Origin of the sequence: Pantoea sp. SORGH_AS_0659 (genome assembly GCF_031453915.1) — a bacterium.
Lineage (GTDB): Bacteria > Pseudomonadota > Gammaproteobacteria > Enterobacterales > Enterobacteriaceae > Pantoea > Pantoea leporis.
The window spans coordinates 45,080-66,635 of sequence record NZ_JAVJAK010000001.1; the positions used below are offsets into that span (position 1 = coordinate 45,080).

A 21,556-nucleotide genomic window follows, 5' to 3' on the forward strand; every position below is an offset into this window, starting at 1 on the left:
ACGCTTTATTTACTTTGCTCAGGAAGATTAAAGCGTTTGTCTTCAGGAAAAAGCTGATGACCGCGCTGATGCAGTCTCTGTTGCCATTCCATGTCTCCCTGCAACATGGCAATTTTAAGCAGTGAGTAGGTTACATTGGCATCATGGTGCTTTGTCAGGTATTCCCTGGCCCACACTTTGAATTGGATTAATTGCCCGACATCTTTTGTGCTGTTGAACGTCATTAGACGATGAAGGTTTGCATCAAACTGATAGCGCTCCCATTGGGCGTAAGGATTAATAAGTTGCTCAGCATGGGAAAAATCAGCAAACCTGTTGCGCTCAATTTGCGTCAGGATGGCATTGGTGTGCAAACCTGTTGCCGCAAAAACCATCAATGCGAGAGCAAAAAGGGTGACAAACCCAGCCGCAGCGTAATGCGCCAACGGGCGCAGAGTCAGGCTTTGCAGATCTGACTCAGATTGCATCAGACGGATCAGCAGTAGTAATACCAGACCATGCGGCGCGGACTGGTAGAGTGGATACTCAAAAAGCAGATGGGTCACGATAGGTAAGGTCATCGTCCAAAACGTAAAGGCGCGTCGCCTTGCATAAGGGCTACCGGTTACGACGGGCTTGAACCACGCCCAAATTATTAGTGCCACTCCCGCCAGCGCAATAACCCCATTTTCCACCCACTGAAACAGGATTTCATTATGCGGGTGCGTTGGGGGACGAGAATTCAACGGATGCGCCGTTTCCTCACGTACGTGCAGCAGATAATCGTGCTCAAAACGACCGGCACCCCAACCACGTAAAGGACGTTCGGCGATCATATGCAGGCTGTGCGTGATCATCTGCACACGGCCTGCCGTTGAATGGGTTTTATCCACTTTTTGTAATCCCGCCATGGGGGCATACGCGAGCAGGGTCTGGCAAGCTATCACAATTGCTAATGCAATCGGTAAGCCAATCAAGAGGTGCTGCCGCCAATGGCGATGCCGGCGGAATGTCCAGATAAGTAAAGCGCTACTGGCCGACGCACCAAGCCAGGCAACGCGAGACTGGATGATCATCAAAATCACCAGCAATACAGCCATGATCGCTGCCAATAGTAAACGAAGCCCGCCATGACGCGCCTTAAAGCTAAAATACAGGGCTAATGTCCAGCCAGTAGCCAGAAAACTACCCAGTAAATTTACCTGCTGGAAAATGCCATAGATGCGGGTGCCATCTGCCGGAAATTCCATCCAGTTATTTGCCCCCGTCATGAAGAGTTGGCATAGCGCCAGCATCGCTTGCGCCACGGCCGCAGCAATAATGCATACCAGCCAGAGCCTTTTAACGTTTGGCGAAAGGGGGATTTGTAGCATGGCCAGGTAAAACAGCACTGCCAGAGCATAGGCAGTTAACTGGGGGAGTAAGGTCACATCATGATTGCCGTAAAACGTACAGAGTACGGGCTGGCTAAGGATCAGAAACGCTAGCAGCCATATCGGTGTCACCTTTGCCACTCGCACCCCGTCCGTCGAGGGGGTCGAAAAGAGGCATTTTATTGCCACGATAAAAATACAGATGCCCATAAAAATGAGCGTAATAAGATTTTGCGGCAGGCGAAAACCTGAACCGCCCATATTGGCAACGTAAACTTGCAGCATCAATAGTAAGTCGCTCGCCACGACCAATGACACAAGTAATGTAGTAAATGGGGGCTTGCGAAAAGTAGGGAAAAAAAACATGTTTTTCTTCAAATCAATAAGCGGAAATGATGAGCGTGCCGGCACCATTAAATGCGCCAGGTGCGACTGCTCCATGAGTACGCAGCGTTGAGCTAAGCGTAAACGTTGCCAGCGAGTCGGCTGAATTAACTTCAATCTCAATGCCTTCAGAAGCATCTTGATCGTTGACTTTTAATTCAGTCTGCAAACTGTCATCCGAACGGAGTGAGACAATATTGGTGTTAAACCCTACCGCGTAAATTTTTGCCGTTGCCGCTGAGCTACAGGATAGTGTTAACTGCGTTTGAGCAGTATTACCGTTTATGCTTTTATCAGAAACATAGCCGTGATAGAGATTAGTATCACCCAAAAGTGAACAACTAACAGGATATTTATGATCTCTGATACATATATTATCAGGCAGAAAGGTTGCATCATGCCAATCATTTTGAAATGTTGCCAGTCGGAAACAATTATAATCAGTGGACCATCCGTCTATCTGGAAGGTATGTTCTGTCGATAAGGGATATTTAGCTTTATACGCTTTTCCCAGTTCGCCAATGGTTGCATAGTTTTCTGCGAATAAAACATTTGGCGCATGAATGTCAGCAGGAACATTATTATTTTCGGGAAAGGACGCGATTTTACAGCCCGGCTGCTTATAACACGGATTTTTTAAAGGGCTATCTTCATCCCAGTGATCAACATAAACACGAAAGGTAGTATATTTCCCTACCCAGGAAAAATAAACATTATGGCTGATGATTGTGGCTTGTGCTGATGCAGGAGTAATTATGCAAATAAAATAAATGATGAGTTTAAAAATGCTCATTAGTGATACTCCAGTTCTACGGTTGCGCTGGCATTGATTGTACCGGGATGTAATTCGTTATTTTTAATGCTTTCACGATTAGCAGACAGGAATAAGTGATAGACCATTTTGTTGTCACCAGAATGGAAAATCCTCTCGACGCTTTTGTTTATCGGAATAAAAATACCTTTTTCTTCAACGCCAATGGCGATGCCTTTTGCGGTACTGGATGGATCAAGTGCCATCATGCCCGCTTGTTGCACATCTTCTGTTGCCTTAAAGGTGATTGAGAGTTTATCGGATGTTGAGGTATCGCAACCCTGTAAATTAAGCGTTATGGAAATACCTGCGGTACGTTGATAGCGATAAAGAAATTTATTAATGACGCTGCCAAAATCAATAACAATATCACTGCTGTTGGGGTCGAGAATGCAGGGTTCCTGCACTAATCCGCCTGTAAAAGAAAAGTCAGCAGCTGCAAAGGCGTTTATAGAACATGTTGATAGCAGAGTTATTAACATAATATGGAAGCGCATAATCATTACTCGTATTTAATAACAAGCGTTGCAAGCGCTTTAAAACGTCCGCTTTTCAAAGCGCTGCCAGCTCGCTTTATCGGAACGGCATAAAATATTGGCTGCGTAAGATCATCAAGCGTAAAGCGCTGATTGATTATAATGGGTTGATTATTTTGCATTATCCTGATACCTAAATCATCAATCCCTGTGAATAATGCGCTGGCATCAAAATTGCTGGTTATGCCCAAAAATGCCAGTTCCAGCTGTTTTCCCGGCGGGGTCCGACATACGATACTGATGGGAACACGCTGTTGATATCTCACACCATCAACATGATTTACTCCTACTGCATCACCAAAATCAACGTCTGCCGGTTTGTCATTGTTTATTACGCAATTAATACTGATCAGTGTGGCTGAAAAATTTATTTTCACAGCGTGTGAATTACAACAATAAATAAAGAGTGATAGTATGAGTATTGCAGTTTTCATTCACTGAGGCTCGACAATCAGTTGAGCACTTATTGTTAACTTACCTGGCAAGGGTATTGAACCAGATTTTTTAACAGGAACCACCTTTAGAGAAAAATCACCTGTCTGCACGTAATTGTATTTTTTGTTTATTTCGAGTGGTGTGCCATCTTTACCATTGATGAATTTTATCCCAACGTTAGTGATGTTAGTGCGTATTGCTGCTTTATCAAATGTTGCTGCGCTACCCGATACACGGAAGTAAAGATTTTCGGAATAGTTTTCATCGCACTTAATCGACAGCGTCAGCAATTCAGTGTATTTCAGACCATCTATTTCATTAATATCCACACTGTCGCCAAAGTTGACATCGATATCTTTATTATTGTCAATTTTACACGGGACGTTAATCAGCTTTCCTGAAAAGTTGACGCCTGCATTGGCATTAGACAACGTGCTATGCAACGCAAATGCAATGATCAGTGGACAGAGCATTATTTTTATAATCTGCATTCCGTGTCTCCTCAACGAACATTCAATACCATGGTGGCGGTTGCAGTAAAATTACCCGCTGTGACTTTGGCCTTGTTTTTAACCGGCACGGCAATCAATGTGTTTGATATTCGCCAATCAATGTTGTGTGCTTTATTTATTTCGATGTCTTTACCGTTTAATATTAATTTGATGCCCACATTGCTGTTGGTGGTAGAAATGACATTTTTATCAAACACCGCCGCTGTAGCTGAGATAAAAACTTCCTGCTCCCCGTTGAAAGCTCCCGGACACGTGACGGTGAATGGCACCGATTTACTGAACCGGATACCATCAATTAGTTGAATGATGATATCGCCGAAGTTAACACGACTTTCTCGATCACCATTCAAAGTACATTGGGAGCTGACGATAATCCCCGACACATTAATTGGATATCTATTCGTGCCGGGGATAATTTCTTCATGCGGCGCGATCGGCGCTGAGAAGAGCATTTTGCAGTGCAGCAGTGCGAAGAAGATGACCAGCCACTTCATGCTGTTCATGCTTATTCGCGGCTATCGGTGACACGGCACACATTGGCTTTGCAACTGAATGTCAATTTTGGCCGACCGCCGAAATCGTCGATATAGCTTAATACCGGATGCGAACCTAACTTACTGGCTTTTACGTTAATAGCGGCACTGCCTTGTGGCGGAATCATGATCGGTTTAAAATCACTTTCTTCTTTACCATCAACATGACTGGCTGCAGTAATCAGCGTGACATAATATCCGGTAGGATTTATCACCGTGTATTGATCACCGTTTTTTTTCAACGTGAGTTGATTTTGTACGGGTTTGATTGAAGCTCGTGGATCGATCATTAATTTTTCTGGACGATAAAATAGTTTGATGCGGGTCTGTAACGCAATTTGTAATACGTTTTGTTTTTCACTGCGTGGCGGAATCTCGCGCAAATTAAAGTAAAACAAAGATTCACGATCCTGAGGCAATGATTTTGCGGCAGGTAAAGATTGGATTTTAATCGCGCTTTTATGACCCGGCTCAATACGCTGAACTGGAGGGAGCGCCATAAGCGGCGACTTTATTTTTTTTCCTTGCTCATCTTCCAGCCAGCTTTGCGCCAGATACGGACGCGCTTTATTTTCATTGCTGATATTCAAACTGATTGAGCGTTCAGCGCCGTCATAAATGACGCGGGTGCGATCCAATGCAACAGCAGCCAGCGTGCTTTGTGAAAAAATCATAGCGCCAAACAGCATCGCCACGGTAGCGAGAGAAGCCTTCAGGTTCATAAAATTAATACTCACTCTATATGTCTGGGGTAATAGAGCGACAGATACTCAACAAACTTTAATGCGCAAAATTATTCTTTTTCTGTACACGGAAGCAGCAGGTTTGTTTCTCCACTCTCATCAATGGGTAATACTTTTTGGGAAGGTAATTTGGCATTGAATATTGCCGTTCCAGCGGACATCCATCAGCATTTCAGGGTTTACACCACTAAGCCAGACGCTGCCCATCTCATCAACAATGCCGGTCTCACGCCCTTTACTTAATACGCTCGCGCCAAACGGCGGATAACTGCCATCACTTAGGCGAATAACCGCCATTAGCTTTTGACCTTTAATTAATCGAAAGCGACGATAGCCAATGGCGCCTTCGGTTAAGGTTAATTGCAAAACGGGCGACTCCGCTTCAATGTCATCGTTGAGTTGGTTGATATCCAGATGTGCCTGATTACGTATATAGCTACTGACATCCGCCAGTACCGCTTTTCCGAATTTGTTGCTATGAGTGGCCGCACCAGAAGACTTAATGGGCACATCGCTAATACCTTCAGTATCCAGCATCAGACGCGTGCCTCCAGGTATTATGGTGCGATGTAATGCTGCTCCATGTGCTGTGGCCGTTAATCCTCCCTGCATGGACAGGGCTGCGGAGCGATACTGACCGGGTTTATAACTGGCACTATAGTTCGTTAGCGTGTTATCGCCGGTATGGGTGTAGTAGCCACTATAAGCGCTTCGTTGTTGGCGATCGACATTGGCGCCTAAGCGATAACTGTTGCGTTCATCCATGCGGTTATACCAACTCAGGCTATTGATTTGGCCGGCATCTGAATTTTGTGCATTGATATTCAAGCCCGATGAGGTCCCGAAAGGCACGTTCAGGCTTAAGAACACTCCGTCATCTTGTATACCTGAATTTTGTGCGCGATAGGCGGAGAGATTGAAACTGACGTTTTTAAAATTTCCCACATCGAAATAACGCGCAAACGACATATTCCAGCGGCTGGTCGCCTGACGATTCCAGTAAGTCTGATAGTTATAATTTAAAAATGCGCTGACGCCGAGTGTACGGAATTGTTTATTAAGTGAAACGGTATAGGTCTGCTTATTCGCTGCATTATTACGAATAACCAAATGCTTACGGCTCGCCTCAAGATATTGATTTAGACTAAGATAGCTCTTCTCCGTAAAGCGATAACCTGCGAAGGTAACCTGCGTGTCATAGTTTTCGAAGCGTTTAGAATAACTCAGGCTATAGGAGCCGCCAGAGCGCGTTTGGTTATTAGGCAGCTTTGCATAAGATTGGGTTGCGGTGAGTGCCAGGGCCCCAAACGATAAGAGGTCACGCCCTGCACCCAACGACGCGGCATGATATTTTCCAGAGGATAATCCACCCCCGAGCAGCGACCAACCGTTACTAATACCCCATGAGAATTCCCCTGCCATTAACCTTTCATTCTGCAGATGAAATCTATCGTCTGTCGTTTGCCCTACCGCCGCCTTAAAGCGAACCTGTCCAGGGCGACTAAGATAGGGAACAGATGCGGTTTCGACCTGAAAGGTCTGAATGCTGCCATCTTGCTCTTCAACTTTGACATCCAGCGTGCCAGTAATAGAGTCGCTCAAGTCCTGAATAATAAAAGGACCGGGAGCCACCTGGCTTTCATATAACACACGTCCAGCGTGACTAATGGTGACTTTTGCATTGGTCTTCGCCACGCCACGGACCTCCGGTGCGTATCCACGCAAATTGGGGGGTAACTGGCTATCATCACTAATAAGGCCGGCGCCAACATAGCGTGCATTTTCAAACACATCACTGGCGAGGTCATTTTGACCAATAATTAATTTTGCGCCCCAAGGTTTGATTGCCCTAAATGCCTGATATTGATTCCAGTTAAAAGTAGAGGTTTTAGTGTTATTGGCAGTGTAATGAGTACCATTCCAGAACGCACGCATACGCCAGGGACCGGCGTTGACACCTACCACGCCATTACCGCTTAATTCGCGTGATTCACTGCCTTGTGCCGGGGAGGAGTAATTAAAATTGGTGTTATAATCCGCAATAAATCCAGCAATCCCTTCGTCCCAGCGTGAAGGGGGATCCCAGTTAGCAGTTTGATATTCAATATATGCCTGAGGAACACTCATGTAGAGCGTTGATAACGCGAGATCAGGACGCAAAATGATACCCGGCATGATATCAAGCCGGGCACATTTTTCATTATTCCAGTAGGTAACTTTATCTAACCATGACTTCTTTAAACCGAAGCCTGCCATCATTTTTGGTGTTAAGCAGGCGACAGTTTCGTTTTCATCATGTTCAGACGGTAAAAAAGTAACCTCCTCGGTGGGTGATTCATTGTCATTAATTTTGATTGCCATGTCATATTGACCAGGCATCATATAACCTGCCCGGGAAAATTGACTCATATCAATGTTTTCCCGGTCGGAAATATCCATGTTGTCCAGATTAAACTCAACTTCCTCTGCTAATGCACTGCTAAAAAAAGCCAATGATAAAGCAATTACTAACGGGCGTAAGCGCCAGTTATTTTGAAAAGGAAATGAGTTCCTGGTATGGACTGACATACTACTAACACCCTGTTGAAATAAACAAGAGATGCGCAGATTACGCATGTCTCTAATTAGCGTGGAAAACGATTACTGATAATCCAGGCTAAAGTCGACGGTGCTTTGAAATACCCCCGGTGTGATGGTTGCAGAGGCACCATCACCCTGCAGATATGCAGAGAACGACAAAGTGTTGCTACCATTCTGCAGAGTCATGGTTGATGGCTGACCCAATTTAATTAGCTGGCCTGAGCCATCTGTCAGGCCAATGCTGGCACCGCTAGCGGTACCGGTCATGCCAATTAGAGTCGGTACGGCAGCAGAGGCCTGTCCGGTAAAGGTCACACTCACATCTTTACCTGCGGTGAAATCGCAATTCTCCAGTTTGATGTTGAAGGGTACCGGTGTTGATTTACCACCCGCTGCCAACTGCTTTTTCGATACCTGACCCAGATCAATGGTTTGATCCTGCGAGCCTGGGTTGATTGAACAAGGTGCATCAATAATTGAGCCCTTAATGGTGACAGTACCTGCACCCTGGCTATTGACAGCGTTAGCCAGGCTGGCGGTCATCATCAATCCCAAGCCGAGTGCGACTGACATCTTGTTAAATCTCATAATATTTACCTGTTCCTATATGGGTGTTTGAAGGCGCAAAGGAAAAGAACCGCGACAGTGATGAGCATAAAATTCGCTTTCCTTAAACGATCCATTGCATGTGCACGAATTGAAGGGCGACAGGTTTCTCGAAAAAATTAATAGGAAAAGTAAAATATTACGATCACAAGTAATATTCAGAAAAACAGGGTATTTTTCTTTTCATCCTTAGGGCATTAATAAGTTTTGTGCTAGAGATATTAAGGAGAAAATTTCAAATTAGAGACATTTCTTATACACGGAAAAGAAAATGTCTTATTTAAAATGAAATAAGGCGTTGCCTGATGATGAACATTTTTTTCATGTATAGCTTTCGCTACCTGGTACAGGGGATATTTACGAAGAGTTGATCAGGGCGAATATCTTTTGGATCCCTAACTGTTATTTTATGCATAATTTCCCGATCTTAATCTGATGCTTACCAAAGAGAATAAATTCTATGACACATAAACGTTTGCTGGATTGCTCAGCTTCCGAGCTGCTGCCGATGGATAAAGATGCGTTGATATATGCTGTGCGTGCCAGCGAAGGACGGGTGGTAGTCAGCGAAACTATCGGCATGACTTCACCCTTGCTGCATAATATTACTAACGCCGAATTGGCGGCCTCTCAGGGGGCTGATATTGTATTGATCAACATGTTCGACAGTGAAAACCCTGTTATTCATGGCATGCCCGCAAACATTGCGCCGGAACAAACTTTACATGAAATATGCCGGCTGACCGGGCGTATTATTGGGGTCAATCTTGAAGCGGTAGATCCTGATTTTGATGCCACGCATCTTGATGAATTACAAATGGTGCCAGGGCGCGCGGCAACAGCGGAAAACGCCTGCCGTTTGGTGCAAATGGGAGCCAAAATTTTGGTTCTCACGGGCAATCCTAATAACGGTGTGAGCAATCGTGCGCTGGCTAAAGCGGCGAAAATGATCCGCGAGGCGGTTGGTAACAGCGCACTCATTATCACCGGTAAGATGCATGGTGCTGGCATTGTTCAGGAGAGTGGCAGCGACATCCTCACCGAGCAAGATATTGCTGAGTTCGTGCAGCAAGGGGTTGATGTGGTGTTGGTGCCTGCACCCGGCACACTACCGGGTATGAGTCAGCAGAAAGTTGCCTCACTCATTGAATGTATTCATTCGCATGGCGCTTTAGCGATGACCGCGATCGGGACATCGCAAGAGGGGGCAGATGTGAATACCATTCGTCAAATCGCGTTAATGAGTAAGATGGCGGGCGCAGATCTTCATCATATTGGTGACACCGGTTACATCGGGATGGCATTGCCTGAAAATATCATGGCTTACAGCATTGCCATTCGCGGTATCCGACATACTTACACGCGCATGGCACGCTCAATAAATCGTTAACCCACATTAATCGTCAAGCCCGTAGGATGACGGACTTGACGTTATTAATGGTGTGCGTGATTACTCTATGTTCTGAATCTGTTCACGCATCTGTTCAATCAACACTTTCAGCTCAATCGCTGATGTCGTGATCTCGGCATTAATTGATTTCGAAGCCAGCGTGTTCGACTCGCGGTTGAACTCTTGCATCATAAAGTCGAGGCGGCGGCCAACGGCTTCTTTCTTTTTCAGGATGTTGTAGGTTTCTTTAACGTGCGCATCCAGGCGATCCAGCTCTTCCGACACATCGGTGCGCTGCGCCATCATCACCAGCTCTTGCTCCAGGCGATTATTTTCCAGCTGCACTTCGGCTTCTTCCAGCTTGGTGACCAGACGCTCGCGCTGCCATTTAATCACATCTGGCATCTGCGCGCGCACTTTGCTGACTTCGTGCGATACGCCTTCCAGACGCTGTTCAATCATCGCTTTCAGCGCGGTGCCTTCGCTTTCACGCGCTTCGATAAAGTCATCTAACGCGCCATCCAGCGCCACCAGCAGTTCGGCGTTGATGGCATCGAGATCCTGCTCTTGCGCGGACATCACGCCCGGCCAGCGCAGAATATCCAGCGGATTGATCGCGCCTTCATCACTCTGCATCTTCACCCAGTTGGCGGCCTGCACCAGCTGTTTGGCCAGTGATTCATTCAGCTGCAGTTCGCCTTGTGCGCTGGCATCGGCATCATAACGCAGGTTGCATTCGATTTTACCGCGCGTCAGGCGATTACGGATGCGCTCGCGGATGACCGGCTCCAGGCCACGAAATTGCTCCGGCAGACGGATATAGGTTTCCAGATAGCGCTGGTTAACCGAACGAATTTCCCAGGCGGCGCTGCCCCAGTGGCCTTTGGCTTCGCGGCGGGCGTAAGCGGTCATACTGCGGATCATAATCGTCTTCTCTTTTTCAGAAATGTTGGGTGAAGTATAGCGAGGCAGCCTCGACGCTAACAGGCATAAGCGCACTTAAGCGTGAATAACAAAAAATTACCTCTTTTACCGACAGACACTTATGCTTAGCGCTGGTTCGCTTAAAAGGATGAAGTGATGTTCCGCTCTCTGGCTCTTCCTGCTTTATTAACCTTACTGCTCGCTGGCTGTCAGGCTCCGTCGACGAAAACGCATCAGATCCCGCCCAACACCGCGCCGGTTGCGGTATGCGGTTCTGGTGACGTGATGATGCAAACAACGTTGTGGTTTGGCATGAACAAACCGAAAGGTGGCATCGTCAGCAGCAGCGAATGGCAGCAGTTTGTCGATAACGATGTGACGCCGCGTTTCAAAGACGGTTTATCGGTATATGACGCCAAAGGTCAGTGGCTGGGCGAGAACGGTAAGCTGGCGCGGGAAAACAGCAAAGCATTGATGCTGATTCACACTCCGGATGTGGCGAGTTCTGACAGCATCAACAAACTTCGTGATGTGTATAAACAGCGCTTCGAGCAGGAATCGGTGATGCGGGTTGATTCACTGGTGTGCGTGGCGTTTTAAAAAATGGCGGCCATGCAGCCGCCATGCGTTATCAGATAAACAGCCCGGCGAACGCGGCCGACAGCAAGCTCACCAGCGTGGAGCCATACACCAGCTTCCAGCCAAAGCGGGAAACCACATTGCCCTGTTTCTCGTTCAGGCCTTTAATCGCACCGGCAACGATGCCGATTGAGGCGAAGTTAGCGAACGACACCAGGAACACTGACAGAATCCCCAGTCCGCGTGGCGTCATTTCAGCCGCCACTTTCTTCAGCTCGATCATCGCAACAAATTCATTCGCTACCAGTTTGGTGGCCATAATACTCGCCGCCTGCAAAGCATCGGCGGAGGGAATGCCAACCAGCCATGCAAACGGATAGAAAACGTAGCCAAGCAGCTGCTGGAAGCTGTAACCAAATACTGCCGCAAACAGCGCATTGATCGCCGCAATCAGCGCGATAAAGCCAATCAGCATCGCCATGATGATCATCGCCACTTTAAAGCCGGCGAGAATGTATTCGCCCAGCATCTCAAAGAAGCTCTGATCTTCATGCAGCTTATCCAGCGCAATCTGCTCTTCGTTTTCCGGGCGGGTGGGATTGATGATCGACAAGATAATAAAGGTGCTGAACATATTAAGCAGCAGCGCCGCAACCACATATTTGGCATCAATCATCGACATATACGCGCCAACAATCGACAGCGAAACCGTCGACATCGCCGTCGCCGCCATGGTGTACATGCGTGGCGCGGAAATATCGGCGAGAATGCCTTTATAGGCAATGAAGTTTTCAGACTGGCCGAGAATCAAGGTGCTGACGGCGTTAAACGACTCCAGCTTGCCCATGCCATTCACTTTTGACAACAGAGTGCCTACGGCGCGAATCAGCAGCGGCAGAATGCGCCAGTGCTGCAAAATGCCGATCAGTGCGGAAATAAACACAATCGGGCAGAGCACGCCGAGGAAAATAAAGGCTAATCCCTGATCTGCCATATTGCCGAAGACAAAGTTGGTTCCTTGCGCGGCGTAGGTTAATAAGGTTTCAAAGAAGCCGCCCACCGCAGTGACTACCAATTGGCCGCCGGCCGAGTGCAGGAAGAACCAGCCCAGCGCGGCTTCGACAATCAGCAGCTGAATAATAAAGCGAGGACGAATGCGTTTGCGGTCGTGGCTGACCAACAGCGCAAGGGCAAAAATCACCACCAGCGCCAGCAGGAAATGGAGTATCGCGATCATCATTTATCTTTTTAAGGGAGGAAACGCGCATTTAGCCACAGCCACCACAGAATTTCATCCAGGATTGTGGCGATCGCGGGCGGGACAGCCGCAGCTGAAGTCCGTATAATGCGCAGCCAAACCTAAGCAAGCCGGAGAGAAACCATGCGTCCAGCAGGCCGTAGTGCATCTGAAACACGTCCCGTCACACTCACTCGTCACTACACCAAACATGCAGAAGGCTCTGTGCTTGTTGAATTCGGCGAAACCAAAGTGCTGTGCACCGCAACCGTCGAAGAGAGCGTGCCGCGTTTCCTCAAAGGCAAAGGTCAAGGCTGGATCACCGCGGAATACGGCATGCTGCCGCGTTCGACCCACAGCCGCATGGCGCGTGAAGCCGCCAAAGGCAAACAGGGCGGACGTACGCTGGAGATTCAACGTCTGATCGCCCGTTCACTGCGCGCAGCAGTGGATTTGCAAGCGCTAGGTGAATTCACCATCACGCTGGATTGCGACGTGATTCAGGCCGATGGCGGTACGCGTACTGCATCCATTACCGGTGCCTGCGTGGCGCTGGCCGATGCGCTGAATGCGCTGGTTGCGGCTGGCAAGCTGAAAGCCAGCCCGCTGAAAGGTATGGTGGCGGCGATTTCTGTGGGTATCGTCGGCGGTGAAGCGCTGTGCGATCTGGAGTATGTGGAAGATTCCGCCGCAGAAACTGACATGAACGTGGTGATGACCGAAGACGGCCGCATGATTGAAGTGCAGGGCACCGCAGAAGGTGAGCCCTTCAGCCACGACGAGTTACTGCAGCTGCTGGCGCTGGCGCGAGGCGGCATTGAGCAGTTGATTCAGGCGCAGAAAGCGGCGCTAACTAATTGATGTAACAGGCGACCATAGAGTCGCCTTTTCTTTATTTGAGGAGTGAGAAATGAAAGCCTGGCAGCGTCAGTTTATTGAATTCGCCCTGAACAAAGGGGTGCTGAAGTTTGGTGAGTTCACCCTGAAATCGGGACGTAAAAGCCCCTATTTCTTCAATGCCGGTCTGTTTAATACCGGTCGCGATTTGGCGCTGTTAGGCCGTTTCTACGCGCAAGCGCTCGTTGATGGCGGCGTTGATTTCGATCTACTGTTTGGCCCGGCGTACAAAGGCATCCCAATTGCCACCACTACCGCGGTGGCGCTGGCCGATCATCATGAACGTGACGTGCCTTACTGCTTCAACCGCAAAGAAGCCAAAGATCACGGCGAAGGCGGTTTGCTGGTGGGCAGCCCGCTGCAAGGCAAAGTGATGCTGGTGGATGATGTGATCACCGCCGGTACCGCGATTCGTGAATCAATGGATATCATCAGTGCGCATAACGCGACATTGGCGGGCGTGTTGATTTCGCTGGATCGTCAGGAACGCGGTCGCAGCGATATTTCGGCGATTCAGGAAGTGGAACGTGACTATAAGTGCAAAGTCACGGCGATTATTACCTTGGCTGAGCTGATTGATTACCTGGAAGAGAAGCCGGAGATGGCTGACCATCTGGCGAAAGTGCGCGCGTATCGTAAAGAGTACGGGATTTAATTATTCGGTAATGAGGTCGGCATTTATGCCGACCTGGTCTTTTAAACCAACTGCGCCGCCATCAGCGGCCAGCGGCTATCGAAATCCACGGTCGGACGAAACCGAAACTCCGAGCGCACATAGCGCGACAACAGCCCTTCACAAAACGCCAGTAACTGGCTCGCCAGCAGCGTTTCGTCGTTCTGGAAACCTTCACCATCACGCATTTTCTTCTCGCGCATCACCTGACGCAGCTGCACTTCAATACGCTCAAACAGCTGATTAATACGCCCTTGCAGGCGATCCTGTTCAAACATCAGCGCGTGGCCGGTCAAAATACGCGTCAGCCCCGGATTACGCTCACCAAATCCCAGAATCAGCTGCACGATTAAACGCAGGCGCGTCAGCGTCTCTTTTTCATCTTTCAGGATCAGATTGATGCGGGTAATCAGACTGTCTTCAATAAACTCGATCAGGCTGTCAAACATGCGCGTTTTGCTGGGAAAGTGGCGATAAAGCGCCGCTTCCGACACGCCGACATTAGCGGCCAGCTTCGCGGTGGTGATGCGCTGACTGCCATCGCCCGACTCCAGCATTTGCGCCAGCGCCTGCAAAATCTCTTCGCGACGATTCCGTTTCGCGACTTTTTTTTCTGCCATGACCTTCAACACCCCTGAAATTCACCAAAAACAGGCAATACTGCCTCATCTGCCACAGACATAGCGGCCTGTGGCGACAAGAAATAAAAAGATGGCTAAGCGAAAAGTGTCGCGTATTACTGGCGGCCTGAGTGACCGAAGCCGCCTGCGCCGCGGTCGCTGGTGTCAAAATCTTCCACCAGGTTAAATTCGGCCTGCACGACCGGCACGAAGACCAGCTGTGCTAAACGGTCGCCTGGCTGCAGCGTGAAGCTGTCCTGACCGCGGTTCCACACGGAAACCATCAGTTGGCCCTGATAATCGGAGTCGATTAAACCGACCAGATTACCCAGCACGATGCCATGTTTATGGCCAAGACCGGAGCGCGGCAGAATCACGGCGGCAAGAGCAGGATCGGCAATGTGAATCGCCAAACCGGTGGGAACCAGCGTGGTCATGCCTGGTGTGATTTCAAGCGCATCATCCAGGCAGGCGCGTAAATCGAGGCCTGCGGAACCAGAGGTTGCATAAGTCGGCAGCGGGAATTCGTTGCCCACGCGTGCATCAAGAATTTTAACGTCGATTTTTTTCATCATAACGGCTGACAATCTCGTCTAGTAATTGTTGGCCAAGGAGCGTCTTATCACTGAGCGGTAAGACTTTTTCTCCTTCCTGCCAAAAAAGGTGAAGAGCATTGGTGTCGCTATTGAAGCCCTGACCCGCCTGCGCCACGTCGTTCGCACAAATCAGATCCAGGTTTTTTCGCACCCGTTTTTGCCGCGCGTATTCTTCCACATTCTGGGTTTCGGCAGCAAATCCCACAACATAAGGGCGATTTTCCTGCAGCGCCGCGACGCCTGCGACAATATCGGGGTTCTTCACCAACTGCAGCGTGACGCTGTCGTCGCCACCCTGTTTTTTGATTTTCTCTGCGGCAATGTTAGCCGCCCGGTAGTCTGCCACGGCTGCGCTGGCAATGAAAATATGTTGTTGCTGGATTTGCGCCATCACCGCCGCTTCCATCTCCAGCGCGCTGTCAACGTCCACGCGTTGTACGCCAGCTGGCGTTGGCAGCGCCACCGGGCCGGTAACCAATGTCACCTTCGCACCGCGTTTGGCCGCAGCCGCAGCAATCGCAAATCCCATCTTGCCCGAGCTGTGATTGCTGATATACCGCACCGGGTCCAGCGCTTCGCGGGTTGGACCGGCGGTGATCATAATGCTGAGATGTTGCAGATCGTTGACGGGCGCAGCCCACTCCAGCGCGTGCGCCACAATCGCCAGCGGATCGAGCATGCGGCCGGGACCCACATCGCCGCACGCCTGGCTGCCGCTGTCGGGGCCCCAGATCAGCATGCCGCGCTGCTGCAGACGCTGCAGGTTCTCTTGCGTGATCGCCGCGCGGTACATCTGTTGATTCATGGCCGGGACGATGGCAACCGGCGCTGCGCTTGCCAGGCACGCGGTGGTGACCAAATCATTCGCCATGCCGGCAGTGACGCGGGCAATCAGATCGGCGGTAGCCGGTGCCAGCACAATTAAATCTGCCCATTTTGCCAGTTCAATATGGCCCATCGCCGCTTCGGCTGCCGGGTCGAGCAAATCATCAAATACCGGATAACCGGAAACCGCCTGCAGGCTCAGCGGAGTAATAAAGGCCTTGGCCGCTTCGGTCATCATTACGCGCACATCAGCACCGCGATCGCGCAGCCGACGCACCAGCTCCGGCGCTTTGTATGCAGCAATGCCGCCGCTCACGCCCAGCAGAATTTTCTTTCCAGCTAATCCCGTCATGTTGTTCGCCTCAAAGCAAATTGCCGCGTCAGGGGCGGCAGATGCAGGCAACTTTATCACAAAATCCACAGTGCGCCTTTTCACTGCCTGCGGCCTTTGCGAGCTGGCTCTGAAATCGTTCAGCACGTGCTGGCGCTGACGGTGGCTGACGCGCAGAATCGCCGCATCGCAGGGAGGAGATGGTCATGACGGAACTGGCACCACGGGAAAAACTTATGTTAATGGGCGCTGAAGTGTTGAGTGATGCTGAGCTGCTGGCGATTTTTTTGCGTACCGGCATCAGCGGCACCAGCGTGCTGCTGTTGGCGCATCAGATGTTGAACGAGTTTGGTTCGCTCTATCGCATTATGACGGCCAGCAAAGAGGAACTCGGGCAGATTAAAGGCGTGGGCAGCGCCAAAATGACGCAGCTGTATGCCATCGCCGAGCTGGGAAGGCGATTTTTTGCCAGCCAGCTGGCGCGGGAAAACGTGATGGAGAATCCGCAGGTGACGCGCCATTACCTGCAAAGCGTGCTGGCGCATCAGGAGCGCGAAGTTTTTATGGCGCTGTTCCTCGATAATCAGCACCGCGTGTTGCAGGCGCAGAAGATGTTTTCCGGCTCGATTGCCAGCGTGGAGGTTCACCCGCGCGAAATCGTGCGCGAAGCGCTGAAACTTAACGCGGCGGCGGTGATTCTGGCGCACAATCATCCGTCGGGGATCGCTGAACCCAGTCGCGCCGACCGCGATATTACCGGAAAAGTCGGGCAAGCGTGCGCGCTGCTCAATATCCGTTTACTTGATCATTTGGTGATCGGTCACGGCGAGTTTACCTCTTTCGCCGAGCGCGGTTGGTTGTAATTCATCTATTCAACTGAACAGAAATAGGGCATTTTTGCGCGATCCAGAGGGATCTTTATCTGTTCGGGACTTGAGCACTCGGGCTGAGCGGCGTATACTACGCCACCTTTGAGAATCTCGGGTTTGGCGTTTGGGCCAGCTTAGCGGGTTCACATGGAACTCGCCTGGGCGGGCTAAGGCCTGACGAGGCGGCCAAAACCTAGTTTTTAAAGCTCGAGCTGATTTGATTTTTGGAGAATAGAAATGTCACGAGTCTGCCAGGTAACTGGAAAGCGTCCGGTAACGGGTAACAACCGTTCCCACGCAATGAACGCGACGAAACGCCGTTTCCTGCCGAACCTGCACTCTCACCGTTTCTGGGTTGAGAGCGAAAAGCGCTTCGTTACTCTGCGTGTATCTGCTAAAGGTATGCGTGTTATTGATAAAAAGGGCATCGATACGGTTCTGACCGAAATCCGCGCCCGTGGTGAGAAGTACTAAGGAACTGAATCATGGCTAAAGGTATTCGTGAGAAGATCAAGCTGGTTTCCTCTGCTGGTACAGGTCACTTCTATACCACCACGAAGAACAAACGTACTAAACCAGAGAAATTAGAACTGAAAAAGTTCGATCCGGTTGTACGTCAGCACGTGATCTACAAAGAAGCTAAAATTAAGTAATTTTAGTGTTCTGTGAAAAACCCGGCTTCGGCCGGGTTTTTTGTTTCTGCGATTCGTTGAGGAGATGAGATGCCTGAATTACCTGAGGTAGAAACCAGTCGTCGCGGTATCGAACCCCACATGGTGGGTGCCACGATTCTGCATGCGGTGGTGCGCAATCCACGTTTGCGCTGGCCGGTCTCGCATGAAATCCACGCGCTGAGCGATCAACCCGTATTGAGCGTGCAGCGTCGCGCTAAATATCTGCTGCTCGAACTGCCGCATGGCTGGATCATCATTCACCTCGGCATGTCCGGCAGTCTGCGCGTGCTACCCGGCGAACAACCGGCCGCCAAACATGACCATGTCGATTTGGTGATGAGCAACGGCAAAGTGTTGCGCTACACCGATCCACGTCGCTTTGGCGCCTGGCTGTGGAGCAATGACCTCGCAGGCAGCAGCGTGCTGGCCTATCTCGGTCCGGAACCGCTCAGCAGCGAATTTGATGGTGCCTATCTGTTTGAAAAGTCACGCGGCAAACGCACCGTGATTAAACAGTGGCTGATGGATAACAAAGTGGTGGTGGGCGTCGGGAACATCTACGCCAGCGAATCGCTGTTTACTGCCGGGATCTTGCCCGATCGTTCGGCAATGAGTTTGAGTCAGGAAGAGGCCGAGCTGCTGGTTAACACCATCAAAGCGGTGTTGTTACGCTCGATTGAGCAGGGCGGCACCACACTGCGAGATTTCCTGCAAACGGACGGTAAACCCGGCTACTTCGCGCAGCAGTTGCAGGTTTATGGCCGCGCCGGCGAACCTTGCCGTGCCTGCGGTACGCCGATTGTCAGCGGCAAACATGGTCAGCGCAGCACCTTCTGGTGTCCACGCTGCCAGCACTGAGTTAAGGCTGCGCCAGTCGCGCCAGTAACGCCTTGTGCACAACGGCAGGCAGAAATGCCTGCACGTCACCGGCATGGCGCGCGACTTCTTTGACCAGCGAAGAAGAGACGAACGAGAAACCTTCTGACGGCATCAGAAACACGCTCTCCAGCGTGGGCAACAGATGACGATTCATCTGCGCCAGCTGCAGCTCATATTCGAAATCCGATACCGCACGCAATCCACGCACCAGCACATTGGCATTCTGCGCCTGGGCAAAGTTCGCCATCAGGTCGCTAAACCCGATTACTTCGACATTCGGCAGATGTGCCGTCACCTGACGCGCCATATCCACGCGCTCATCGAGACTAAACAGCGGCTTTTTACTCGGGCTGGCGGCAATCGCCACGACGATGTGGTCAAACATCTTCGCTGCACGCGTCACAATATCCAGATGACCCAACGTGAAGGGATCAAAGGTGCCGGGATAAATCGCTTTCGTACTCATACGCGACCTTGTGTTGAGGTGTGATGCAGCGCCCAGAGCGCCGAGTATTTGTTGAAAGTGTACTGCGCATTAACCACCGCCAGAATCCAGCCCTGCTTGCCATCGAGAAAACCGGCGCGCAGCAGCAGCGTTTTAACAAATGCGCCGAGCGTGTGGCTAAAGATCGAGAACAAGCCGCAGCGTTTGCCGCGCTGGAAACGCTCATTTGCCCAGGCTTCGGCATAGTTCATCTGCTTACGCTGAAACGCCATCAGGTCACGACAGGTGAGATGTTGCAGATCGCCCGCCAGCTTCACCACCGGCGCACCCTGCGTCTCCAGTGATTCATGCACCAGATTGTCGTTGTAATTGAACTTGCGCGGATAGAGGCGCATAACGCGATCGGGATACCAGCCGCTGTGGCGCATAAAGCGGCCAAGAAACAGGTTGCTGCGACCGAGGCTGTAAACGTTGTCCGAGGCGGGCTGTGCGAGAACCTGCTCGATAGCGCGACGCAATTCGGGTGTAACGCGCTCGTCGGCATCGATCATTAAAATCATCTCGCCTTGCGCATGGGCCTGCGCGCGCTGGCGCTGCTTGCCAAACCCCTGCCAGCCTTCAGCCTGGAAAACCTGCGCGCCCTGTTCGCGAGCAACCTGCATCGTGTTGTCGCTGCTGCCGGAATCGAGCACCACAATCTCATCTGCCCAACTGACAGAAGCCAGTGCCTCCGGCAGCAGTTCAGCTTCGTTTTTGGCGATCATCACCACGGAGAGACGTTGGCGTTGCGACATGAATTAGTGAGCTCGCGGCGGTAAGTGAGGTTCGAGTAACTGTAGCAGACGCTGTAATGCGCCCTGATTTTGATGCAGCACTTCCACAGCATGACGGCCGTAATAGCGGCGATAATCGTCATCCTGCAGCAGGTTAGCGACTTCTTTCTGCAGCGATACCACGTCAGTAACGGTAATCAGCCCTTCGGCCTGCTGCAGCTTGGCGCAGATATCTTTGAAGTTCCAGATGTGCGGGCCCATCAGCACCGGAATGGCATGCGCTGCCGGCTCCAGCGGATTGTGGCCGCCGCGCTCAACCAGGCTGCCGCCAACAAAGGCGAGGTCGGCGATGCCGTACAGCATCATCAGTTCGCCCATGGTGTCGCCAATGACCACCTGCGTGGAGCTTGATGGAATTTCGCCGCTGCTACGCAGGATAAAGCTGAAGCCGCGTTTTTGCGTCAGGTCGCAGGCATCTTTGAAACGTTCCGGATGGCGCGGCACCAAAATCAGCAGCAGATCGGGGAACTGCTGCAGCAGACGACGATGGGCATCGAGCACAATTGCCTCTTCGCCTTCGTGGGTGCTGGTGGCGATCCACACCGGACGACGCGACGCCCACTGACGACGCAGCGTGACCGCTTTTGCCGCCAGCTCTGGCGTTACGGAGATATCAAACTTGAGGCTGCCGGTAACGGTCAGATGCGAACGTTTCAGGCCAAGGCTGAGGAAACGGTCGCCATCTTCGGCGTTTTGCGCGGCAATCAGCGTGATGCGCTGCAGCAGGTCGCGCATAAAGCCGCCGAGCTTTTTGTAGCCTTTGGCCGAGCGCTCAGACAGGCGCGCGTTGGCAATCACCAGCGGAATCTTGCGCTGATGCAGAATACGGATAATGTTGGGCCACAGCTCGGTTTCCATGATGATCACCAGTCGCGGATCGACGGTATCGAGGAAACGGTTAATCGAACCTGGCAGATCGTAGGGCAGGTAAACGTGGTGTACATCTTTGCCAAACGCGGACTGCGCACGCTCGGAGCCGGTTGGCGTCATGGTGGTGACGGTAATCGGCAGCGTTGGATAGCGGTGGCGCAACGCGCGCACCAGCGGCACTGCCGCCAGCGTCTCGCCGACGGAAACCGAGTGCAGCACAATGCCATGTGGCAGCACTTTTCCGCTGCAATAGCCGTAGCGTTCTGCCCAGCGTTTACGATAGGCCGGTGCTTTTCGACCGCGCAGCCACAGGCGCAACCAGATTAGTGGCTGAATCAGGTAGAGCAAGGCTGTGTATAGAGTCGTCATAGTTACCGTTACGACAGAATCGCGTCAAAAAACAGATGAAAGGCGGCATGTTA

General features: G+C 50.8%; 25 protein-coding genes. 8 read left to right on the forward strand and 17 right to left on the reverse strand.

What is annotated here, in order from left to right; all coding sequences use genetic code 11:
- Positions 1-5 precede the first annotated feature (5 nt).
- The 9 genes from Q3H59_RS00200 to Q3H59_RS00240 all read right to left on the reverse strand — a co-directional run bounded on the left by Q3H59_RS00200 (position 6) and on the right by Q3H59_RS00240 (position 8,474).
- Positions 6-1,793, reverse strand: coding sequence for a Wzy polymerase domain-containing protein (locus Q3H59_RS00200; protein ID WP_309832485.1), 1,788 nt, complete (start codon positions 1,791-1,793; stop codon positions 6-8).
- A complete protein-coding gene (locus tag Q3H59_RS00205; protein ID WP_309832487.1) occupies positions 1,732-2,529 on the reverse strand; it encodes a hypothetical protein in 798 nt (265 codons plus the stop codon). The genes Q3H59_RS00200 and Q3H59_RS00205 overlap by 62 nt, the downstream gene beginning before the upstream one ends.
- Entirely contained in the window at positions 2,529-3,044 is a 516-nt protein-coding gene (locus Q3H59_RS00210; RefSeq protein ID WP_277974287.1) for a fimbrial protein, read from the reverse strand. Before Q3H59_RS00210 ends, Q3H59_RS00205 begins: the two co-directional genes overlap by 1 nt.
- Before the next feature lie 5 nt (positions 3,045-3,049).
- Positions 3,050-3,517 (reverse strand): fimbrial protein, encoded by a 468-nt coding sequence (locus tag Q3H59_RS00215; protein ID WP_309832489.1) that lies wholly within the window; start codon positions 3,515-3,517, stop codon positions 3,050-3,052.
- On the reverse strand, positions 3,518-4,009 hold the full coding sequence (locus Q3H59_RS00220; protein ID WP_110868222.1) for a fimbrial protein: 492 nt from the start codon (positions 4,007-4,009) through the stop codon (positions 3,518-3,520).
- Positions 4,010-4,020: 11 nt separating this feature from the next.
- Positions 4,021-4,524 (reverse strand): fimbrial protein, encoded by a 504-nt coding sequence (locus tag Q3H59_RS00225; RefSeq protein WP_158238592.1) that lies wholly within the window; start codon positions 4,522-4,524, stop codon positions 4,021-4,023.
- An 11-nt stretch (positions 4,525-4,535) separates the two neighbouring features.
- Positions 4,536-5,285 (reverse strand): fimbria/pilus periplasmic chaperone, encoded by a 750-nt coding sequence (locus Q3H59_RS00230; protein WP_271461475.1) that lies wholly within the window; start codon positions 5,283-5,285, stop codon positions 4,536-4,538.
- A 120-nt stretch (positions 5,286-5,405) separates the two neighbouring features.
- A complete protein-coding gene (locus Q3H59_RS00235) occupies positions 5,406-7,874 on the reverse strand; it encodes a fimbria/pilus outer membrane usher protein (protein WP_309832493.1) in 2,469 nt (822 codons plus the stop codon).
- 72 nt (positions 7,875-7,946) lie between these two features.
- Entirely contained in the window at positions 7,947-8,474 is a 528-nt protein-coding gene (locus Q3H59_RS00240; protein WP_101760694.1) for a fimbrial protein, read from the reverse strand.
- 478 nt (positions 8,475-8,952) lie between these two features.
- Here Q3H59_RS00240 and Q3H59_RS00245 point away from each other — a divergent pair, with 478 nt between their 5' ends.
- Positions 8,953-9,882: a haloacid dehalogenase-like hydrolase gene (locus tag Q3H59_RS00245; protein ID WP_192415289.1), complete on the forward strand. Its 930-nt coding sequence runs from the start codon at positions 8,953-8,955 to the stop codon at positions 9,880-9,882.
- Between the two features lie 60 nt (positions 9,883-9,942).
- On the opposite strand, the gene Q3H59_RS00250 is transcribed toward Q3H59_RS00245, so the two are convergent.
- Positions 9,943-10,806 carry a YicC/YloC family endoribonuclease gene (locus Q3H59_RS00250; protein ID WP_280172222.1) on the reverse strand — a complete coding sequence of 288 codons (864 nt, stop codon included), beginning with the start codon at positions 10,804-10,806 and terminating at the stop codon, positions 9,943-9,945.
- A gap of 156 nt (positions 10,807-10,962) precedes the next feature.
- Here Q3H59_RS00250 and Q3H59_RS00255 point away from each other — a divergent pair, with 156 nt between their 5' ends.
- On the forward strand, positions 10,963-11,406 hold the full coding sequence (locus Q3H59_RS00255) for a DUF3574 domain-containing protein (protein ID WP_210081787.1): 444 nt from the start codon (positions 10,963-10,965) through the stop codon (positions 11,404-11,406).
- 31 nt (positions 11,407-11,437) lie between these two features.
- On the opposite strand, the gene Q3H59_RS00260 is transcribed toward Q3H59_RS00255, so the two are convergent.
- Positions 11,438-12,622: a nucleoside transporter C-terminal domain-containing protein gene (locus Q3H59_RS00260; RefSeq protein WP_309836592.1), complete on the reverse strand. Its 1,185-nt coding sequence runs from the start codon at positions 12,620-12,622 to the stop codon at positions 11,438-11,440.
- A gap of 144 nt (positions 12,623-12,766) precedes the next feature.
- On the opposite strand from Q3H59_RS00260, the gene rph reads away from it, so the two are divergent.
- A complete protein-coding gene (gene rph / locus Q3H59_RS00265) occupies positions 12,767-13,483 on the forward strand; it encodes a ribonuclease PH (protein ID WP_101760691.1) in 717 nt (238 codons plus the stop codon).
- 49 nt (positions 13,484-13,532) lie between these two features.
- Positions 13,533-14,174 (forward strand): orotate phosphoribosyltransferase, encoded by a 642-nt coding sequence (gene pyrE / locus Q3H59_RS00270; RefSeq protein WP_008109749.1) that lies wholly within the window; start codon positions 13,533-13,535, stop codon positions 14,172-14,174.
- 41 nt (positions 14,175-14,215) lie between these two features.
- Here pyrE and slmA read toward each other — a convergent pair whose 3' ends face one another.
- The 3 genes from slmA to coaBC form a co-directional block, all read right to left on the reverse strand.
- Positions 14,216-14,812 (reverse strand): nucleoid occlusion factor SlmA, encoded by a 597-nt coding sequence (gene slmA, locus Q3H59_RS00275; RefSeq protein ID WP_110868216.1) that lies wholly within the window; start codon positions 14,810-14,812, stop codon positions 14,216-14,218.
- Positions 14,813-14,928: 116 nt separating this feature from the next.
- Positions 14,929-15,387, reverse strand: coding sequence for a dUTP diphosphatase (gene dut / locus Q3H59_RS00280; RefSeq protein ID WP_167391166.1), 459 nt, complete (start codon positions 15,385-15,387; stop codon positions 14,929-14,931).
- The gene (gene coaBC / locus Q3H59_RS00285; RefSeq protein WP_309832503.1) at positions 15,365-16,585 is read right to left on the reverse strand and encodes a bifunctional phosphopantothenoylcysteine decarboxylase/phosphopantothenate--cysteine ligase CoaBC; all 1,221 of its coding nucleotides are present in this window, start codon (positions 16,583-16,585) and stop codon (positions 15,365-15,367) included. The genes dut and coaBC overlap by 23 nt, the downstream gene beginning before the upstream one ends.
- Positions 16,586-16,770: 185 nt before the next feature.
- Here coaBC and radC point away from each other — a divergent pair, with 185 nt between their 5' ends.
- From radC to mutM, 4 genes are all read left to right on the forward strand, one after another.
- A complete protein-coding gene (gene radC / locus Q3H59_RS00290; RefSeq protein ID WP_101760688.1) occupies positions 16,771-17,427 on the forward strand; it encodes a DNA repair protein RadC in 657 nt (218 codons plus the stop codon).
- A gap of 243 nt (positions 17,428-17,670) precedes the next feature.
- Positions 17,671-17,907 (forward strand): 50S ribosomal protein L28, encoded by a 237-nt coding sequence (gene rpmB, locus Q3H59_RS00295; protein ID WP_007885297.1) that lies wholly within the window; start codon positions 17,671-17,673, stop codon positions 17,905-17,907.
- 11 nt (positions 17,908-17,918) lie between these two features.
- On the forward strand, positions 17,919-18,086 hold the full coding sequence (gene rpmG / locus Q3H59_RS00300; RefSeq protein WP_001051798.1) for a 50S ribosomal protein L33: 168 nt from the start codon (positions 17,919-17,921) through the stop codon (positions 18,084-18,086).
- 69 nt (positions 18,087-18,155) lie between these two features.
- Complete coding sequence (mutM, locus tag Q3H59_RS00305; protein WP_280172220.1) at positions 18,156-18,965, forward strand: bifunctional DNA-formamidopyrimidine glycosylase/DNA-(apurinic or apyrimidinic site) lyase; 810 nt, start codon at positions 18,156-18,158, stop codon at positions 18,963-18,965.
- Position 18,966: 1 nt separating this feature from the next.
- Here mutM and coaD read toward each other — a convergent pair whose 3' ends face one another.
- From coaD to waaA, 3 genes are read right to left on the reverse strand one after another with little or no spacing between them, the layout of a single operon-like run.
- Positions 18,967-19,452, reverse strand: a complete 486-nt coding sequence (gene coaD, locus Q3H59_RS00310; protein WP_192415295.1) for a pantetheine-phosphate adenylyltransferase — start codon at positions 19,450-19,452, stop codon at positions 18,967-18,969.
- Complete coding sequence (locus Q3H59_RS00315; RefSeq protein WP_101760685.1) at positions 19,449-20,225, reverse strand: glycosyltransferase family 2 protein; 777 nt, start codon at positions 20,223-20,225, stop codon at positions 19,449-19,451. The genes coaD and Q3H59_RS00315 overlap by 4 nt, the downstream gene beginning before the upstream one ends.
- 3 nt (positions 20,226-20,228) lie before the next feature.
- Positions 20,229-21,503, reverse strand: coding sequence for a lipid IV(A) 3-deoxy-D-manno-octulosonic acid transferase (gene waaA / locus Q3H59_RS00320; protein WP_101760684.1), 1,275 nt, complete (start codon positions 21,501-21,503; stop codon positions 20,229-20,231).
- Between the last annotated feature and the right edge of the window lie 53 nt (positions 21,504-21,556).